At 37.2% G+C, this 17858-nt stretch carries 13 protein-coding genes; 9 read left to right on the top strand and 4 right to left on the bottom strand.

Features of this window, described 5'->3' with window-relative positions; all coding sequences use genetic code 11:
- Positions 1-68: 68 nt before the first annotated feature.
- The 7 genes from P162_RS11320 (at position 69) to P162_RS11290 (ending at position 9907) form a co-directional block, all read left to right on the top strand.
- Positions 69-3704, top strand: coding sequence for a PAS domain S-box protein (locus P162_RS11320; protein ID WP_051907866.1), 3636 nt, complete (start codon positions 69-71; stop codon positions 3702-3704).
- Between the two features lie 39 nt (positions 3705-3743).
- The gene (locus P162_RS11315) at positions 3744-4454 is read left to right on the top strand and encodes an Hpt domain-containing protein (RefSeq protein ID WP_031427489.1); all 711 of its coding nucleotides are present in this window, start codon (positions 3744-3746) and stop codon (positions 4452-4454) included.
- 19 nt (positions 4455-4473) lie between these two features.
- Positions 4474-4851, top strand: a complete 378-nt coding sequence (locus P162_RS11310) for a response regulator transcription factor (protein WP_031427488.1) — start codon at positions 4474-4476, stop codon at positions 4849-4851.
- Positions 4852-4894: 43 nt separating this feature from the next.
- The gene (locus P162_RS11305; RefSeq protein ID WP_031427487.1) at positions 4895-5941 is read left to right on the top strand and encodes a HEAT repeat domain-containing protein; all 1047 of its coding nucleotides are present in this window, start codon (positions 4895-4897) and stop codon (positions 5939-5941) included.
- An 88-nt stretch (positions 5942-6029) separates the two neighbouring features.
- A complete protein-coding gene (locus P162_RS11300; RefSeq protein ID WP_241077809.1) occupies positions 6030-7454 on the top strand; it encodes a glycosyltransferase family 2 protein in 1425 nt (474 codons plus the stop codon).
- Positions 7455-7487: 33 nt separating this feature from the next.
- Positions 7488-8747: a YaiO family outer membrane beta-barrel protein gene (locus tag P162_RS11295; protein ID WP_031427485.1), complete on the top strand. Its 1260-nt coding sequence runs from the start codon at positions 7488-7490 to the stop codon at positions 8745-8747.
- 2 nt (positions 8748-8749) lie between these two features.
- Positions 8750-9907 carry a hypothetical protein gene (locus P162_RS11290; protein ID WP_031427484.1) on the top strand — a complete coding sequence of 386 codons (1158 nt, stop codon included), beginning with the start codon at positions 8750-8752 and terminating at the stop codon, positions 9905-9907.
- Positions 9908-9909: 2 nt separating this feature from the next.
- Here the strand turns inward: P162_RS11290 and P162_RS11285 are convergent, their stop codons facing one another.
- Positions 9910-11928, bottom strand: coding sequence for an LTA synthase family protein (locus P162_RS11285; protein WP_117434200.1), 2019 nt, complete (start codon positions 11926-11928; stop codon positions 9910-9912).
- A gap of 661 nt (positions 11929-12589) precedes the next feature.
- On the opposite strand from P162_RS11285, the gene P162_RS17725 reads away from it, so the two are divergent.
- On the top strand, positions 12590-12952 hold the full coding sequence (locus tag P162_RS17725; RefSeq protein ID WP_164076251.1) for a hypothetical protein: 363 nt from the start codon (positions 12590-12592) through the stop codon (positions 12950-12952).
- 252 nt (positions 12953-13204) lie between these two features.
- Positions 13205-14419, top strand: a complete 1215-nt coding sequence (locus tag P162_RS11275) for a site-specific integrase (protein ID WP_031427482.1) — start codon at positions 13205-13207, stop codon at positions 14417-14419.
- 112 nt (positions 14420-14531) lie between these two features.
- Here P162_RS11275 and P162_RS11270 read toward each other — a convergent pair whose 3' ends face one another.
- Genes P162_RS11270 through P162_RS11260 form a run of 3 tightly spaced genes read right to left on the bottom strand, consistent with a single transcriptional unit; the run spans position 14532 to position 17826 of the window.
- The gene (locus P162_RS11270; RefSeq protein WP_031427481.1) at positions 14532-15317 is read right to left on the bottom strand and encodes a zinc-dependent peptidase; all 786 of its coding nucleotides are present in this window, start codon (positions 15315-15317) and stop codon (positions 14532-14534) included.
- A 14-nt stretch (positions 15318-15331) separates the two neighbouring features.
- Entirely contained in the window at positions 15332-15544 is a 213-nt protein-coding gene (locus P162_RS11265) for a heavy-metal-associated domain-containing protein (protein ID WP_028376586.1), read from the bottom strand.
- 23 nt (positions 15545-15567) lie between these two features.
- Positions 15568-17826, bottom strand: a complete 2259-nt coding sequence (locus P162_RS11260) for a heavy metal translocating P-type ATPase (RefSeq protein ID WP_031427480.1) — start codon at positions 17824-17826, stop codon at positions 15568-15570.
- Positions 17827-17858: the final 32 nt, after the last annotated feature.

The raw sequence follows: 17858 nt of genomic DNA, 5'->3' as shown, positions 1-17858 counted from the left end.
AAATGCGTTGAAGTGCTTTTATGTCAGCTGAAATACCTATTTTTATCTTCTAAACGATATTAGCAGCTATGCCCTACTCTAATCTTCAAGAAGAATTTCGTCAACTTATCCGAGAGTCGGATTCCGTTTTTGACTGGTTTACCTGTGATGTCCTGGATGGTTTCTGGTATGTCAACTGGGATGATACACAAAAATTCTGGATGAATGATTCTTTCTTAAACAGCTTAAAATTTGATACCGAACAAGCAAGCGATCATTTCCAAATCTATACGAAGATTACTGGTTCTGCTTGTAAAAAACAAATAAAAGAGCTTATAGCTAGCGCTAAAGCAAACCCTTCTGAAATTTATAAGGATACCTTAGAATTTAAAAATAGATTCTCTGATCCTTCCGGATATAACGTTGAAATATTGGCACTAGCCTCTAAAGGCTTAGTATTTAAATTTAAATTAGTAAAAGAAGCAGTACCCCATAAGATTGAAGATTTAGAAAAACAAATACTGCATTTAGAGAAATTTGAGTCAATTTATAAAGAGACCAACCACATAGCTAGAATAGGCGGCTGGGATGTAGATCTTATTTCCCAGACGATAAGTTGGACAAGCGTCACCTACGATATTCATGAAGTTGATCCTGACTTTGTTCCAGATTTGAATGTCGGGATTTCTTTTTATAAAGAAGGCTGGAGTAGGGATCTTATTATGAAACTCTTTAATGAAGCTATTGAACTTGGGAAGCCATTTGATGATGAGTTTAAACTTGTCACGGCGAAGGGCAATGAAATCTGGGTACGTTCTTTTGGAAAACCTGAATTTGTAAATGGCAAGTGTATACGGGTTTTTGGGGCTTTTCAAGATATAAATGAGCAAAAAAAGCAACAAATTGAGCTTAAAGCGGCAAAAAACAGGTTTGAAAGTATCTACGATAATTCCCCGCTGGGAATCCTTCTTTTTGATCCATCTGATACCATCGTAGCGATAAACCCAGCGAGCAAGCGCATTTTTGGGATGGAAAAGTTTACTGAAGAGCAAATTTCAAAGCTGACATTCAAAGAATTGGTAAATCCTGAGTTCTTAGATGCCTTTCAGGACTATAAAAAGGAGCTGACCACTTCAGAAAACACTACTAAAAAATTAGAGATTCAATGCAAGCACAGATCGGGAAAAACTATCTGGTGCAGTATGATTTCTTCATTAATGCCCGCAAACGAGCATACGGGAAAACTCGTGGTAGCACAGGTGCAGGACATAACCTATAAAAAAGAACTACAACGTCAGGCTACTGAGAATGCAAATAAATTTGTCAAGGCGTTTGAAAATTCCCCGAACGGTATGGGGGTCGTATCCACAAAAGGAGATTGGATAATGGTCAATAAAAACCTTGCACACATGGTGGGGTACGAAAAAAATGAATTACTTCAGATTCATTTTTGGGATATTACCCATCCCGATGATCATAATAACGATGCGCATTATATACAAAGTATATTCAGCAATGAGATAGACTATTATACAGTTGAAAAGCGCTACATTCATAAGCAGGGGAGGATTGTTAACTGCCACCTTTATGTCTCGGCCATCTACGACGAGCTGGGTGGTGTAAAGTCATTGATTTTTCAGGTCGTGGACATGACACAGCATGTAAAGGCCCAGAATGATCTCAAAAGTACCCTTAAAGATTTACAATCGCTTCTTGATGCGACGACCCAGATTGTTATCGTAGAGACAGACCTCAATCATGTGATTAAAAAATTCAATAAAGGTGCAGAACGAATTCTAGGTTATAAGGCTGAAGAGGTCATAAACAAAAAAAGCCCCAGTTTGTTTCATATACCTGAAGAGGTAGAAACAAGAAGACAACAGTTATCTGAGGAAAAAGGTATCGCCCTAAATACAAATGATGTCTTCACATACGATGCGCATCTAGAAAAATCCAAATATCAAGAATGGACCTATAGAAAAAAGGATGGTACCCAACTTCCCGTACAGCTGGTGGTCACCACTATTCGCAATCAGGACAATCAAATTACCGGTTATCTGGGGGTTTCCACAGACATTTCTGAGCTCAAAGAAATGGAAGAATCACTCGTTATCGCCAAAGAGAGAGCAGAGATGGCCAGCAAGTCAAAATCTGAATTCCTGGCAAATATGAGTCATGAAATTCGTACACCGCTCAATGGAGTGATAGGTTTTACAGACCTTTTGATGAAAACCGAACTTAATGAAAGCCAAAGCAATTATATGCAAACGGTGTTCAATTCGGCCAATTCGCTTTTAGACCTTATAAACGATATCCTGGATTTTTCTAAAATAGAAGCGGGTAAACTCGAGTTGAGTGAAGAAAAAGTGGATATCATTACACTTTGCGAGCAGATCATAGATATGTTTAAGCATCAAGCACATAAAAATAATCTTGAAATATTGCTCAACATATCACCTGCCGTAACGCGCTTTGTCTGGATTGATTCCGTTCGTATAAAACAGATTTTGACGAACCTTATAGGCAATGCGATCAAGTTTACAAAGCAAGGGGAAATTGAACTTAAGATCGACACAAAAAATAGAACAGGGGGAAGCGATACTAAAATTTTTACCTTTTCAGTACGTGATACAGGTATAGGTATTGCCCCGCACAACCTTGATAAAATATTCTTCGCTTTTGATCAGGAAGATGCCTCAACAACAAGAAAATTTGGCGGTACAGGATTAGGTCTTACCATAAGCAACCGTTTGCTTGAACTTATGGGTAGCAACCTAAAAGTAGAGAGCACCCAGGGAATAGGAAGCAAATTCTATTTTGATGTGGGATTAAAGAGCTATACCGTCATAGATAAGCCTGTTCTACCCATGCACAATATCAATAAGGTTCTTATTGTTGATGATAATGACAATAATCGCAAGATTTTACATGAGATGTTGACCTCTCAAAATATTAATACCGTCCTTGCCCCAAATGCTATAGAAGCTATAGATATTCTTGAAAAAGACCAGTCTTTTAGTCTGGCCATCATAGATTATCATATGCCTTATATGGATGGTCTGGAGCTTATTGAGCATATAAGAAATGCACTTAAGATAGACATGGCAGAACTTCCTATTATATTGTTGCACAGCTCTGTAGATGATGAAATAACCGCTAAAAAATGTAAAGAATATAAGGTTCAGTTCAATAAAACGAAACCTATACACATGGATGAGCTTTTTAGTCTGATAAATCAGATAAATTATCCTGAACTTTCTACCGCCACCAGCCCTCAGATTACTAGTGAAATTGGCAAAGTAGATCTTGCAACCTATGAATTTAGCATACTTGTGGCCGAAGATAATCCCGTAAACAAACATCTTACACGTACCATTCTTAAAAAACTAATGCCAAAAGTACAGCTTATTGAGGTTGATAATGGTGAGGAAGCGGTGTTGGCTTTCAAAGAACAAAAAATTGATTTGATTTTTATGGATATTCAAATGCCCATACTCAGTGGTTTTGAAGCCTCAGAGCAGATCAGGGCTCTAGAAGAGGATAACAACTTATCAAGTACACCTATCGTCGCACTGACCGCTCGTACGATCAAGGGTGAACGGGAACGATGCTTAAGTTACGGGATGAATGACTATGTGACAAAACCTGTAATCATGCAAACCTTAAACAAAGTGATAATCAAGGAGTTGATCTTTGACAGGGGAGAGAAAATTTCGGCTAGTTAATACCGTAAATAAATATGTTAATGTAAAATTGGGAAAATCATGAGTAGTAGAATAATCTTGGTCATTAATGCAAACGACAATTCAAGGCAATTGATAAGGGAATTACTGGAAAAAGAAGATTTTAAAGTATTTGATTTTAACAACAGTATGAGCGCAATTCTCTGGATAAAAAAAAACGAAGCCGTAGCAGGCATTGTCATAGAGGAAAAAGCTGCCCCTCTAAATGCGTATAAAGTTATTGACTATGTGCTGGAAGAACTTAAAATGGAATTACCGGTAGTAATTGTTTCAGAGGAAAAAAATAGCGAAAGCAATAAAAATCCAGCTGTATTTATTTCCAATTCCCTTACTGAACATACTATTAAAAGCGTAAAGGAATTTTTAAATAAACCGATCGCGATAGCAGAAAACAAGGCAGAAACCCCTATGTATTCCCTGCAGTACCTAAGAGACACTTATGATGGTGATGAAGAATTAATATTAGAATCCCTAACAATATTCGAACAATCAGTTTCCGTCAAAATACAGGAAATGGAAGGATTACTTTTAAATCAGGATTTTGAAGAAATACGTAAAGTGGCCCACAACATAAAACCATCTTTTGAGATGTTAAGCAATAAAGTGGGCAGTATGCTTTGCCATAACCTTGTTTATCAAACACCTAACGAAGAAATATGTCAAATGGTTGATGCTCTAAACAATGAATTTATTCAATTAAAAAATGAATTGAGTAACCCGTTACTCAAATGACCATAAATACCAACTTATCATGAAGAAGAGAATATTAGTAATAGAAGACAACCCTATGGTTATAAAATCCCTGGAGTTTAAGCTCAAAAAAGAAGGATATGACGTGCATCTTACAGAAGATGGCCGGGAGGCTATGAAAAAACTGGAATCAGAATCTTTTGACCTTGTGCTAACTGATTTAATGTTGCCCTTTATAACTGGAAACCAACTGATAGAATACATAAAAAAAAACCATCCAGACTTACCTATAATTGTTTTATCAACAGCAACTCAGGAGGATATTATCACAGATGCATTTTCTATGGGTGTAGACGATTTTATAACAAAACCCTTTAGTCCTAATGAGCTTGCGCTAAGGGTAAAACGTTCTCTTGGTAAATCCATTTACAATACGTGATGCCCCTAATGACTCCTTAGCCTTATTACAAATTATATATACCATGAACTTTTTCCCAAAATCATTTCAGGACTGGCCTATAATACTTGAAATCAATTTTAAGCTTACCATACTTTTTTCAATACTGGCAGTGGTGTTGCTGGGGACTGTTCTTGTATTGCGCATTAGAAAAAATAAAAAGGAAATTAGGAAAAAAAACCTAAAGCTTCTTATTATAGATTTTATAAATAATTTTTTGTTTGATGAAGAATTTGATAAGGCAAATGGCTTAAAGAAGTTTAGGAACGAACATTTAAAAACCACCTACGATAACCATGTTGCAATAACTCAATTGCTTATGTACACTAACAATTTAAAGGGAGAATCCTCATTGCTGATCAAAGAACTATTTGATGGCCTTGATCTCTACAAGTTTCTATTAAAAGACCTTAAGGGAAGAGGCTGGCATAAAAAGGCCAGGGCAATTCATGCATCAAGTCAATTGAATGTTATTGTACCAGAAGATATGGTCTTACCGCAACTCAATGCTAAACGCGAGGAGACACGTCATCAAACAATTATGTACCTTATAAACGCATCAAAAAACAATCCACTTGCGTTTCTGGATAAAATAGATAGGCCCCTGACACTGTGGCAACAAATAGGGATGGAAACTGAGCTGCGCACGTATGAAGGGGAGATGCCTGATTTTTCCAGATGGCTGGACCACAGGCAACCCAGCGTTACCATCTTTTGTATTAAGATGATTGTAGATCACAATCAGTTTGAGAACATCTTACCCTTACAAAAACTGGTAAATCATCCCAATGCTGATATACGGTACCAAGCAATTGTTTCCCTTCGAAAGATGGAAATCGAAGAAGCAATACCCTTACTTATTGAGAATTTTCCCAAAGAAAGCCTTAAGATCAAAACAGAAATTTTCAAAACCATTAAGGTGATGGGAACCGAAAATCATTTGCAGGCAATCGCCCCTCATATAAAAGTAAACGAGCGGGCATTAAAAATTCAGTATCTAAAGATTGCCCGTCACTTTAAACCCAAAACCCCTCTTGTAAAAGGAATAACGTTCAAAAATAAATTAGCATAAGGGTTACAGGACGCACTACCCTTGCACGTGTTTTAAAAACACACGTTCTGAATGCCTTAACCTACTTCAAAACCCAATTTGCTTGAATATAAATTTTCATCAGCTAATAGATATTGCAAGTTGGCTATTCTTAGCCTACGGCATGATCATGTCTTTTGGTTATATTTTTTCCTCTGTATTTTCTTTGATAGAATTAAAGGATTATAAGCGCAGATACAATTTTAAAGATGAGATAGGACTTTTACAATCGGCACATTTGCCAAAGATTTCTTTACTGGCACCAGCCTACAATGAAGAAGCAAATGTAATAGAGAATGTAAAATCCCTGCTTACCCTTGACTATCCTGCATACGAGATCATAATAATCAATGATGGCAGCAGTGATGACACGCTTGCAAAGCTCGTGCAGCACTTTGATCTTTATTTAGACAAAGACCTGCAGTTTAAACACGTTCCTTCAAAAAACATTAAAGGCTTATACGTATCTAAAAACAAAGCTTATAAAAATCTAAAAGTCGTAGATAAGTTCAATGGGGGAAAATCTGATGCGCTAAATAGCGGCATTAATAGCAGTAAACACGATATAATATGCTGTATAGATGTAGATTGCATATTAGAACGTGATGCCCTTCTTAAACTTATCAAACCTTTTTTAAACAACACGAAAAAAGTTATCGCTTCCGGTGGTATTATTCGGGTAGCAAATTCATGCGTTGTAGAAGACGGCAGGATCACCGAAGTCTGCCTACCTAAAAGCTTTGTTGCGCGCGCACAGATTTTAGAGTATTTCAGGGCTTTTTTAATGGGCAGGATGGCATGGTCTCGTGTAGATGGTTTATTGCTCATCTCTGGCGCCTTTGGCATGTTTGATAAAGCTACGGTCATTGAGGCCGGTGGCTATAATCACGAGACCGTAGGTGAAGATATGGAGCTGCTTGTGCGCATGCGCCGCCTCATGCGCAAAAAAAACGTGCCCTATAAAGTAGGTTTTGTGCCAGATCCCCTCTGCTGGACAGAAGTACCCCAAACCTGGAAAATCCTGTATAGGCAGCGCAACCGCTGGACAAGGGGGACGATAGAAACCTTAAGTATTCATAAAAAGATGATTTTTAACCCTAAATATGGCATTTTAGGGCTATTAAGTACCCCTTATTGGGTATTTTTTGAATGGTTAGCGCCCATTATAGAGTTTTTTGGAATCTTATTTTTCCTATTTCTCTTTATATTCGGGCAAATAAACTGGTCTGTATTCTTCATTTTCTTTGGGGTGGTATACAGCTTTTCCATACTTTTTTCCATCACCGCCTTATTTTTTGAAGAATTCACTTTTCAGCAATATAAAAAGCCGCAAGACATGCTAAAACTTTTAGGAACGGCAATGTTAGAACCACTTATTTATCACCCTTTTGTGATGTGGTCTGCAGTTAGGGGAAATATAGACCTATTGATGGGCAAGGATTCCTGGGGAAAAATGACCCGTACAGGTTTTGGAAAACCATCTGCCCAGAAGTAAAAAAATAAGTATTACAGTTTTACACTATTTGAAATGATCACAAAAAAATCTAACAGTCACATCACCATCATCTTTATCCTGTTTGGATTTATACAGTCTTCCTGGGCCCAAAATAATAAGTCCTCAGACCAGCTTTACACAGAAGCTCGTGCTGAAGCTTTTGATAATGACAATTATGTAACGGCTATCGCCCTGATGAAAGAAGCGCTCAAAAAAAGTCCGGATTATCTGGAACTCGGTGTTTTTTTAGGAAGGCTCTACACGTTTACAGACAGCCTACCCAAGGCACGCACTACATTCAATGAGGTCTTGATGAAAGAAGCAGGTCACGAACAAGCATCGCTCGCCTACGGTAATTTAGAATATTGGAATTCAGATTCAGAAAGAGCCCTGGTGATTGTTGACGCAGGTCTATCAAAACATACAGATTCTCAATCTTTAGGCCTTCTCAAAGCTAAAATCCTTAAGGACCTGGAACGCTATGATGAAGCCCGCAAGACTTTGGATCTTCTCCTCAAAAAGAACCCAAAGCTCACCGAAGCGAGGAGTATCATAAGCGGTATAAACACCGCTTCGGTCAAAAACGAGATAGGTGCCAACTATGAATTCATCTATTTTGACAAACGCTTTGATGATCCCTGGCATCTGGCAAGTATAGATTATGCGAGGCAGACAAAATTAGGTTCGGTGACCGCACGTGTCAATTATGCAAATAGATTCAGAACCAATGGAACTCAGTTTGAAATAGACGCCTATCCCCGTATTTCTGATCTTTTTTACACCTATGTAAGCGGTGGTATATCCAGCAAAGACGGGATATTTCCCAGATATCGCGCTGGTTTTTCCCTATACGCAAATCTGCCTGCTGCTTTTGAGGCCGATGCAGGTTTTCGCTTTTTGGCTTTTAGTGAAAACACCTGGATCTATACGCTTGGCGTTGGGAAATATTATAAAAACTATTGGTTCAATCTGCGTACGTATTTGACACCTTCAGGAAATTCGGTATCTCATTCCTACGCATTAACGGTACGCTATTATCTGGGTGGGGCAGATGATTTTATCAGCCTTAAAATAGGTACGGGACTTTCTCCAGACAATAGCGCAAACAGTGTATTGTTTGATCCTGATACTATCTACAAATTAAAATCAAGCAACATCGCGCTGGGCTACCGCAAATTATTATGGGACACTACGATACTTACCTTTTCAGGCGCGTTGGAAAATCAGGAATATGCAAGGGATACCAGAGGCAATCAAGTATCGCTTAGTTTGGGATACATCAAACGTTTTTAAGTATGGCAAAAAAAATCATCTTTTCTGTAATTATACTGATTATACTAATCCCTTGCGGAATGTGGATAGCCTGGTTGCTTGCGCCGAACAAAAAAATGGTCGTGGCCATTGTTGACAAAACAGTGCTTACCAAAGATGGTCAGGAACATATTTCCCTAAACTGGGTGCTCAATCACAATAAAATCACCAAAACGTCTGATAAACCCTATAAAATAAGTGAAGATTACTTTGGGTTTTTCCCTTTGCAGGATGAGCAATATGAACTGAAGGGACTGGAACGATTTTCATCCCAGCAGCTGAGCCAGTTGGGCAGCGATGCAGACATGGTATATTTTACAGATACCTACGGAATTTATAATAATGAATGGTTTAAGGAAGGGGACGCCAGCGCGCGCTCCGGCATATTATACGGCGGTTTGACCAATCAGGATATTGAACTGCTCAATAAAATGAAAAGCCGCCATAAACTTATCCTTACGGAATTCAATACCATAGGCTCGCCTACCCAACTGAGAAACCGTTCGGAATTCGAAAAGATGTTCGGACTAAAATGGACAGGCTGGACGGCGCGTTATTTTCAAAATCTGGATATAGACACCAACCCCGAAATACCCAAATGGCTGATCACGAATTACAAAAGAACGCATAACGATCAATGGCCTTTCAAAAATGCAGGTCTTGTTTTTGTAAACATAAAGGATGAAGTAATGATTTTAGAAGAAGGTAAGCAAATAAAAAATGCTTTGCCGCAAATTCATTCCACCGTTCAAGCACAACAGAGATTGGGGTTACCCGAAAAAATCAAATATTCCTTTTGGTTTGATATCATGCAACCAGACCTAAAAATTAATAAGATCGAGGCTTCATTTACCATGGAACTGATGAATGCCGGCGCTACCCTGCTCACTGAAAATAATATTCCCCATACCTTCCCGGCAGTTCTGAGCCATCTGGATAAAGACTATCGTTTTTATTACTTTTCAGGGGATTTTAGCGATAATAGTATTAGCCTAACGAGTTCCTATTTTAAAGGCATTGGTTTTTTTAAAAGTTTCTTCTATGATGATCGAAAACCTTCTGAGCGTTCCAGTTTCTTCTGGAAGTTTTACCGTCCTATGCTCACTAACATCCTAAAGGAAGAAAGAAATAGACTCAATTGAATTTACCGCTTGAGGATATAGTTGTTGTAGATGGAATCAGGAATTAAGGGAGCACCATTAGTAATTTCCAAATTACGTCTTTTAAAGGCCCGGAAAGCTGCTTGCAGTTCGGCTTTTTTGTTTTCATTCTCAATCTTGAATTCACCAAGATCCCTGTTAAGTTCAAAAAGATTGTCTTTATTAAGGTGATAAATGCCCTTAACGTAATCTACAAGGTCTGTTTTAGTCTGTTTTAAAGGCATCTCGTGTATATTTCTAAACGATCGTACCGTATCCAGACCACTGCCTAAAAAGCTGGTTTCCACAGGTATTTTGAATTGATGGTTGTACGCCAGATAATTCAAAAGACTTGGGGCGATATCAAAGTGACTTGACACCGAAGCAATACTTGCGGTTCTGGTAAGCATAGGGGAATATATCATTAAGGGTACATGATAGCGATCTATTTTAGAGCTCATGGGTATTTCCGGAATACGGTGATCCCCGGTAATAATAAAAATGGTGTTATTAAAATCGCTTCGTTTTTTATAAGTTTCAAATAGTTCTTTAATGGCCTCATCTGTATAAAGAATGGTTGCAAATTGATTTTTATAAACCCTGTGATTTTCTTTCTCCTCGGTAGAAAAATTGAGCAAATTCATCCTTTTTTCAAAGAGATCCTCATACTTTTCTGCGTCATTTATTTTAAATGGACTGTGCGTGGTCAGAGTCAATAAAATATCCAGTCGCGGTCTTGAAAGCGTTTTATCCTTTTTCTTCTTTAGATAATAATCGAACAGTTCCCTATCCCCATAACCCCAACTAAAATTGGCACTACCAGGCAGTTTTTTATAGGTAGGCGGAAATGTAGGTTCATCATAAATTCCATCAATCCCATTTTTTTTGAGATAGGTATCCATACCATCAAATTCAGAATTACCACCATAAAAAAACGAGGTTTCGTATGCGTTTTTGCTTAGGAGATTAATCAGGGAAAGTTCCTTTGGCATGCTTTGCTTTAGTTCCAGAAAGCCTTTTTCTGCAAAGGGTAGCGATCCCATTATAGAAGGAAGTACGGCAAACGTCCTACCACCGCTACTTATAAAGTTTTTCCAGTACAGGCTTTTTTGTGATAAAGAATCCAGAAAAGGGGTGAAATTGCCCAGATAAGCGCCCTCATTAGTAAAAGCCCTTCCCAGCCCTTCAACCAGAATAAAGACAAGATGGGGAGCTTTTTCATTGGGTTTGAAAAAAGGGGTAAGCACATCGTCCTTTTTACGTTTATGCAAAAAAGGAAAATCTGTAAAAGTATATTCCTTCTCAATACTTCTAGTTAAATGATCTTCTCCGTAACTCCTTAAATAGTTGGCAGCATAGATATCAACTTCATATGCTGTTTTAGAAAAATAATGTTCGACCTCGCCATAAAAATGAGCAGACTTATTGACCACGATCGAATTACCAAAATCTGATGCTCCCTCTGAGAAAGTCACGCTGTTAGAAACCTGGGGTATAATAAGTAGAAGCGATAAGAAGATAAAAGAAATCGAAAAGTATTTGTGAACGCGATATTTTGTTGAACAGAAATACAGACTTGCACTCAACAGCAGGAGCACGCTAATATAAAGAAGAACAGAACCGAATGATAAACTCCCTGATGCTCCCACCGTTTGTTTAATATCATCAAGCGAATAGCCCAGTAGATCTGAACCCAGCAAAACCAATGAAGTGTTGAAATAACTTATCAGTAGTAAATGTACCGCGAAAAATACAACGATTAAAAAACCAAAGACCACAACAGTTATCCTGGGAGTAATTATAAAGAACGGGACAAAAATCAAAAGGGGTATCAAGAGCCATTGCAGCCACAAAACAAAATCAGTCGCCCAGCCAGAAACAAGTAAAGAAAAGAAATCAGCGGGAAGCGCATGATTGCTATTGTACAGCATAAGTTCACCTGCCCGAGCCAAAAACAGAAAAACCAGAACTATTAAGGCAAGGACAAAATACTTTTCCAGTGATTCAAATAATCTGGTTTTCATAGTTATACTATTTATTTTAATCTGATCGTAAGCTATTTTACCGAAGCATTTTTAAGGTTACTTTTTAAAGTATAGTAAACCAATAGAGTGATAACTGAATTTTAAGGCGTCTCCATTAAAAAAACAGCAGATGTACTTAAAATCACCAACAATGAAAATTTAAGTTGAAATTGCCCAATCATAAATTACAACAGATTAATTTGCCTTTTGTCTTTATTCAAACGAATTAAAATAAAGCAAAATTATGAAATAATTAGTATTTACAGCAGAAATAACCATATTGGAATATAACAATCCTTTGACATACGAGATTCGATTTGGAACTAATGCGGAAGGAATTCTACTTTTGTTTCAGTGGATAATTCAAAATATTCAGACTATTGACCAACTTCAACTATACATAATCTAAAATAGAGAACTGGACGGTTTGACAGATAATGATAAAAATGGGGGCTTTTAAACGTAAAGTTGGTTATTCTTCTTTCAAACATATTTCGAAGGTTGCTCGAATTTTTTCAACTCGAATAATTAAAGCAATTTTTTCCGAACATATTTAGAGGCCGTAAAACGAATGAAAAAGCGCTATAAAACTGCCTTTTACAGCTAAAAACGTGTTGTTTTACACTGCTTTTAGGCCGTTTTTAAGATAAAACAGTTATGGATGAAAATAAAAAAGCCCTACGTTTCCGAAGGGCTTTTCTCGTTGTACAGGCCCTTCGACAGGCTCAGGGGAGTCCGGGAGACTCTCGTAGCTCGGCTCAGGTTAAACTTCTCATCTCGCCACCCTGCTAGTAATTCCCTGAAAATAAAAAAGCCCTACGTTTCCGAAGGGCTTTTCTCGTTGTACAGGCCCTTCGACAGGCTCAGGGGAGTCCGGGAGACTCTCGTAGCTCGGCTCAGGATAAACTTCTCATCTCGCCACCCTGCTAGTAATTCCCTGAAAATAAAAAAGCCCTACGTTTCCGAAGGGCTTTTCTCGTTGTACAGGCGGGGAGACTCGAACTCCCACACCTTGCGGCACTAGATCCTAAGTCTAGCGTACATTTGCCCAAACAGCACCAAAGCCACTCATTTTCAATTGATTATATAATATGTCATTTTCTTTGATATCATCTAATATCAATTGATTTCAACATTTGTTGTACCTATGTTGTACCCAGAGAAACTAATAAATTTGTATCTTTAGGGAAACTTCTTGGTAAACTAAACATTCAAAATTGAATGTTGTACCTATGTTGTACCTGATTTGGCTTTCGTACGCAAAACTAGGTCAATTATGTCATCAAACGCTAAAATAGTTCTTCGCAAAAAGCCTAATAAAGAAGGCTTGTATCCTCTTGCCATACGTATTACAAAAAATCGTCGCTCAACATACCAATATATAGGTCACTACATTGAATTGGAAGATTGGGATGAAAAGAATATTCGGGTTAAGAAATCACACATAAATTTCAAAACCTTGAACAATTTGTTATCCTTGAAACTTTCTGAATTAAACAATGCTCTTATTACGCTTCAATCCGAACAAAAAGATGCTTCTGCCAATCAAATTAAGAAGGAAATATATTCCTCCGGTATCAATGCTTCATTCTTTGAATTAGCACAAGAACATCTTGACGATTTAGAAAGTACAGAAAAGCTAAATCGTTTATCTACTGATAAAGCGTGGTTGAGCTTTATTATAAAATATCACAATTCGAAACAATTGTCTTTTCAAGAAATTGATGAACGTTTTCTTAAAAAACTGATGTTAACTTTAAAAGTTAAGTACTCCCTGTCTGAAACCTCAATAATGAACATTTTGGTATTTGTAAGGCTATTATTTAACAGAGCAATTAAATACAAAATTGTAAGCAGAGAATTATATCCCTTCGGTGGCGATAAAATAAAAATCAAATTTCCTGAAACTACCAAAGTCGGACTAAATATTTTAGAGATTCAACAAATTGAAAATTTGATAAATCTCAAACCTTCTGAAATACATACTAGAAATGTTTGGCTTTTTAGTTTCAATTTTGCTGGTATGAGGGTTTCTGATGTTCTACGAACCAAATGGTCAGATATTTATGATAACAGGCTGCATTATAGAATGCATAAAAACGCAAAACTTCTATCATTAAAAATTCCTGAAAAAGTACTAAAGATTTTAGACCAATATAAAGATGATAAAAGAAGTGATGATGATTTTGTTTTCCCTGAATTGAAAAAGGCAGACCCTGAAAATGCGAAAGATTTATATAACAAGAGAAAAACTGCTACAAAGAGGTTTAATGACAATCTAAAATCAATCTCTAAAAAGGCTAAAATAAATAAGAAAATAACGATGCACATAGCACGGCATAGTTTTGGAAATATTGCTGGGGATGCCATTCATCCGTTGATGCTACAGAAATTATATCGCCATAGTGATTTGAAAACCACCTTGAACTATCAAGCCAATTTCATCCATAAAGAGGCAGATGATGCATTGGATAGTGTTATAAACTTTTGAGGAAATAAATAATTGAAGAGCGGATATTTTATTGCTATAAGTAGTTTAGCATATTCAAAATATCCGCTCTTTACGATTTTCAATTACAGATTTAATCTCTCCTAAATAGAAACTAATTTTTAATTGGATTTGCTAATTTTTGATTGAAGCATTTAACTAACATTTTATAAAGTTCTGGATGTTTCTTTTTGAGCAAATCTGGGCGCTCGAAGAAATATTCTGAAGCTACTGCAAAGAATTCTGCTTGGTTTGTACCACCATATTTTCTGATATCAGAATGGTTGTCGTTTATGGCTTCTATTTCCTTATGAATTAAATTCAGCCAAGGTATTGCATATTGATGTTCTAATAATCGCTCTGGAACGCCATCTGTTCTATCATCCAGCTTATCAATAAGGTGTACAAATTCGTGTATGCCTGTATTGCTTTTATCTGTTGTGTTTCTAAAACCGTGATACAATGCTTTTTTAGATAAAATCATTTGTTTCTCAAAACGTCCGTTCCCGACTATCCCACCAATATTGCGCGAGTTATCCTTACTGCTAAATTGCATATCTTCATTAAAATTATCTGGGTATAAGAGGATTCCACTTAAATTAGTGTAATGCCATTCTTTAAAGCCGAAAACAGGAATTACCGCACTTGCTGCAATTAAAATTTTGTCTAATTCTTCCAATTCAAACTGCACGCCATCTATATAAACCTCACTTAAAAACTGCATCATTTTTTGTTGAAAAACAAGTTGCCTGCCTTTTGAAAGATTTTTATAATAAAGAACATTCTCCATTAATAATTTGTGCCAATGCTCTGGAAATGGCTTTACGCTATGCCGTTTCTCTTTTCGATAAAAATGAATAGCAAACAGAAGAATCACAACCAAAATTAAAATATAAACCATATTATAGCGAGGTATTAATCTACAGGTTCCGCTTTAAAGCCTACCTTTTGCAAGGTAGCCTTTACATCTTCTTCTGAAGCACCATCGCTTTCTATGGTTAAAATTTTATCAGGATTAGCGGTATCCACTTCCCAACTTTCGACACCTTCTTGCTTGTTTAAAAAAGGGGTCACTTTTGATACACAACCACCACAATTGATATTTGTTTTAAATTTTAAAGTTTTCATTGTATTTGAATTTATAATTAATATTAAAGTTTTACTCCTTTAAGCCTTAAACTATTTAGAACTACAGATACGCTACTGAAAGCCATTGCCATTCCCGCAATCATTGGGTCCAATAAAAATCCATTTACGGGATACAAAACGCCTGCTGCAATTGGAATACCAATAAGATTATAAATGAATGCCCAAAATAGATTCTGACGTATGCCCAACACGGTTCTTTTCGATAGTTCCAAAGCTTTGGGAATAGATTGCAAATCTGACGTTATCAATGTCATTTTCGCGACGTCCATTGCTATATCAGACCCTTTACCCATTGCTATACTTACATTGGCCTGTGCCAAAGCGTGCGAATCGTTGATACCATCGCCCACCATTGCGACTATCTTTCCATCAGCTTGCAATTTTTCAACAAAAGCTGCTTTCTGTGAAGGCATCACTTCTCCTTGGTAATTTGTTATTCCTACTTGTTTTGCGACAGCAGATGCGGTTTTATTGTTATCTCCAGTAAGCATATAGACTTCGATGCCTCTGTCTTGAAGTGTTTCTATAGCTTTTTTTGAAGTTTCTTTAATCTTGTCAGCAATGGCGAGTATCGCCAGCACTTGTTTTTCATTGCCAAAGAAAATGACCGTTTTAGCCTGCTCTTCGAGACTTTCTGCCGTTTGCATTAAGGAAGCGTCGATTTGAATATTCTTTTCAACCATTAGCTTATGGTTTCCAACATAGTATTTTGAACCATTTTCTGTTTGAGCTTTTACCCCCTTTCCTGTGATACTTTCGAAGGAAGCCATTTCAGTTTGTTCAACATTTTCATCTTTTAAGTGGTTGACTACAGCCCCTGCCAAGGGATGTTCTGACTGTGCTTCGATAGCCAAAAGAATTTCCTTGTAATCGTTCTGATTTTCAAGCTTGTCCTTCCAAAGTATGTCGGTTACCAAAGGTTTTCCTTCAGTAATCGTACCCGTTTTATCAAGGATTACTGCATTCACTTTATGGCCAAGCTCTAAACTTTCGGCATCCTTTATCAAAATATTATTTTCAGCGCCTTTACCGATACCCACCATAATGGCAGTAGGTGTGGCCAATCCCAATGCGCAAGGACAAGCGATAACCAACACGGCTACAGAAGTTAATAAGGCTTGTGAAAAACCATTATCGCCTCCAATTGATATCCATACAATAAAGGTAATAATGGAAATAGCCAACACAACGGGAACAAATATTCCAGCAATTTTATCGACCAGTTTCTGAACAGGCGCCTTGCTTCCTTGAGCTTCCTGAACCATTTTAATGATTTGTGATAGTAAGGTTTCTCCACCTACTTTTTCGGCAGTAAATTGAAAGCTCCCTTTTTGATTTACCGTGCCTGCAAATACTTTTTCATCAGTTGATTTTTCTACTGGAACAGGTTCTCCCGTAATCATACTTTCATCTACATACGAGCTTCCCTTGGAAACTTCTCCATCCACAGGAATCTTTTCTCCGGGACGCACCAAAATGGTCTGGCCAACTTGCACGGATGAAATAGGAATTTCCTTTTCTTCTCCATTCTCAATGATTTTAAGGGTTTTAGGCTGAAGACCCATTAATTTTTTGATGGCTGAAGACGTATTGGATTTTGCCTTTTCTTCCAATAGTTTCCCCAAGGAAATAAAGGTTATAATTACCGTAGCCGCTTCATAATAAACGTGAGGTTCAATACCACGACTCAACCAAGATTCTGGAAAAAAGGTATTGAATACACTAAAGATAAAAGCGATTCCTGTGCTCAAAGCTACCAAGGTATCCATATTTGCTTTACCGTGTTTGGCTTGCTTGAAAGCATTGATGAAAAAGCTACGACCGAACCAAAAAAGAATTGGAAAAGTTAACACCAAAGAAATCCACTTACCTGGTTCCCATTGCATAAAAAACATTCCTAATACAAAAATGGGTAGCGTAAGTATAGCCGACCAGATAGTACGGCTTTTTATGTCCTGATAATGTTTTTGCTGAAGTTCTTGTTGTACTTCCGAAGGATTTTCTGTATCTATAATAATATCATAGCCTACCTCGCGAAGTGCATTTTGAAGTTGATTAGGACTCAACGCTTTGTCGTATTCCACAAGAACAGAACTATTAGCGAAATTGACGCTGGCATCAAACACTCCTTCTGTGTGTTTTAAAACAGATTCAACGCTCGCTGCACACGATGCGCAGGTCATTCCCGTAACAGGAAATGATTCTTTTATTCCCTGTTTTTGCTTCTTTTCTTTGGTTTCAAATATGTTGATTGTCTCCATAATCGTATTCATCTTAATACATCACAAATTTT

This window comes from Flavimarina sp. Hel_I_48 (assembly GCF_000733945.1).
In the GTDB taxonomy this organism is placed as follows: domain Bacteria; phylum Bacteroidota; class Bacteroidia; order Flavobacteriales; family Flavobacteriaceae; genus Leeuwenhoekiella.
Note: the sequence above shows the minus strand (reverse complement) of the source record. Positions and strands in the feature narration are given on the sequence as shown.

Coding starts and splice junctions, on each gene's coding strand:
- P162_RS11265 (WP_028376586.1), bottom strand. CDS start 15,544: ATGAAAACTTTAAAATTTAAAACAAATATCAATTGTGGTGGTTGTGTA.
- P162_RS11270 (WP_031427481.1), bottom strand. CDS start 15,317: ATGGTTTATATTTTAATTTTGGTTGTGATTCTTCTGTTTGCTATTCAT.
- P162_RS11310 (WP_031427488.1), top strand. CDS start 4,474: ATGAAGAAGAGAATATTAGTAATAGAAGACAACCCTATGGTTATAAAA.
- P162_RS11320 (WP_051907866.1), top strand. CDS start 69: ATGCCCTACTCTAATCTTCAAGAAGAATTTCGTCAACTTATCCGAGAG.
- P162_RS11285 (WP_117434200.1), bottom strand. CDS start 11,928: ATGAAAACCAGATTATTTGAATCACTGGAAAAGTATTTTGTCCTTGCC.
- P162_RS11315 (WP_031427489.1), top strand. CDS start 3,744: ATGAGTAGTAGAATAATCTTGGTCATTAATGCAAACGACAATTCAAGG.
- P162_RS11275 (WP_031427482.1), top strand. CDS start 13,205: ATGTCATCAAACGCTAAAATAGTTCTTCGCAAAAAGCCTAATAAAGAA.
- P162_RS11260 (WP_031427480.1), bottom strand. CDS start 17,826: ATGGAGACAATCAACATATTTGAAACCAAAGAAAAGAAGCAAAAACAG.
- P162_RS11295 (WP_031427485.1), top strand. CDS start 7,488: ATGATCACAAAAAAATCTAACAGTCACATCACCATCATCTTTATCCTG.
- P162_RS17725 (WP_164076251.1), top strand. CDS start 12,590: ATGAAAATAAAAAAGCCCTACGTTTCCGAAGGGCTTTTCTCGTTGTAC.
- P162_RS11290 (WP_031427484.1), top strand. CDS start 8,750: ATGGCAAAAAAAATCATCTTTTCTGTAATTATACTGATTATACTAATC.
- P162_RS11305 (WP_031427487.1), top strand. CDS start 4,895: ATGAACTTTTTCCCAAAATCATTTCAGGACTGGCCTATAATACTTGAA.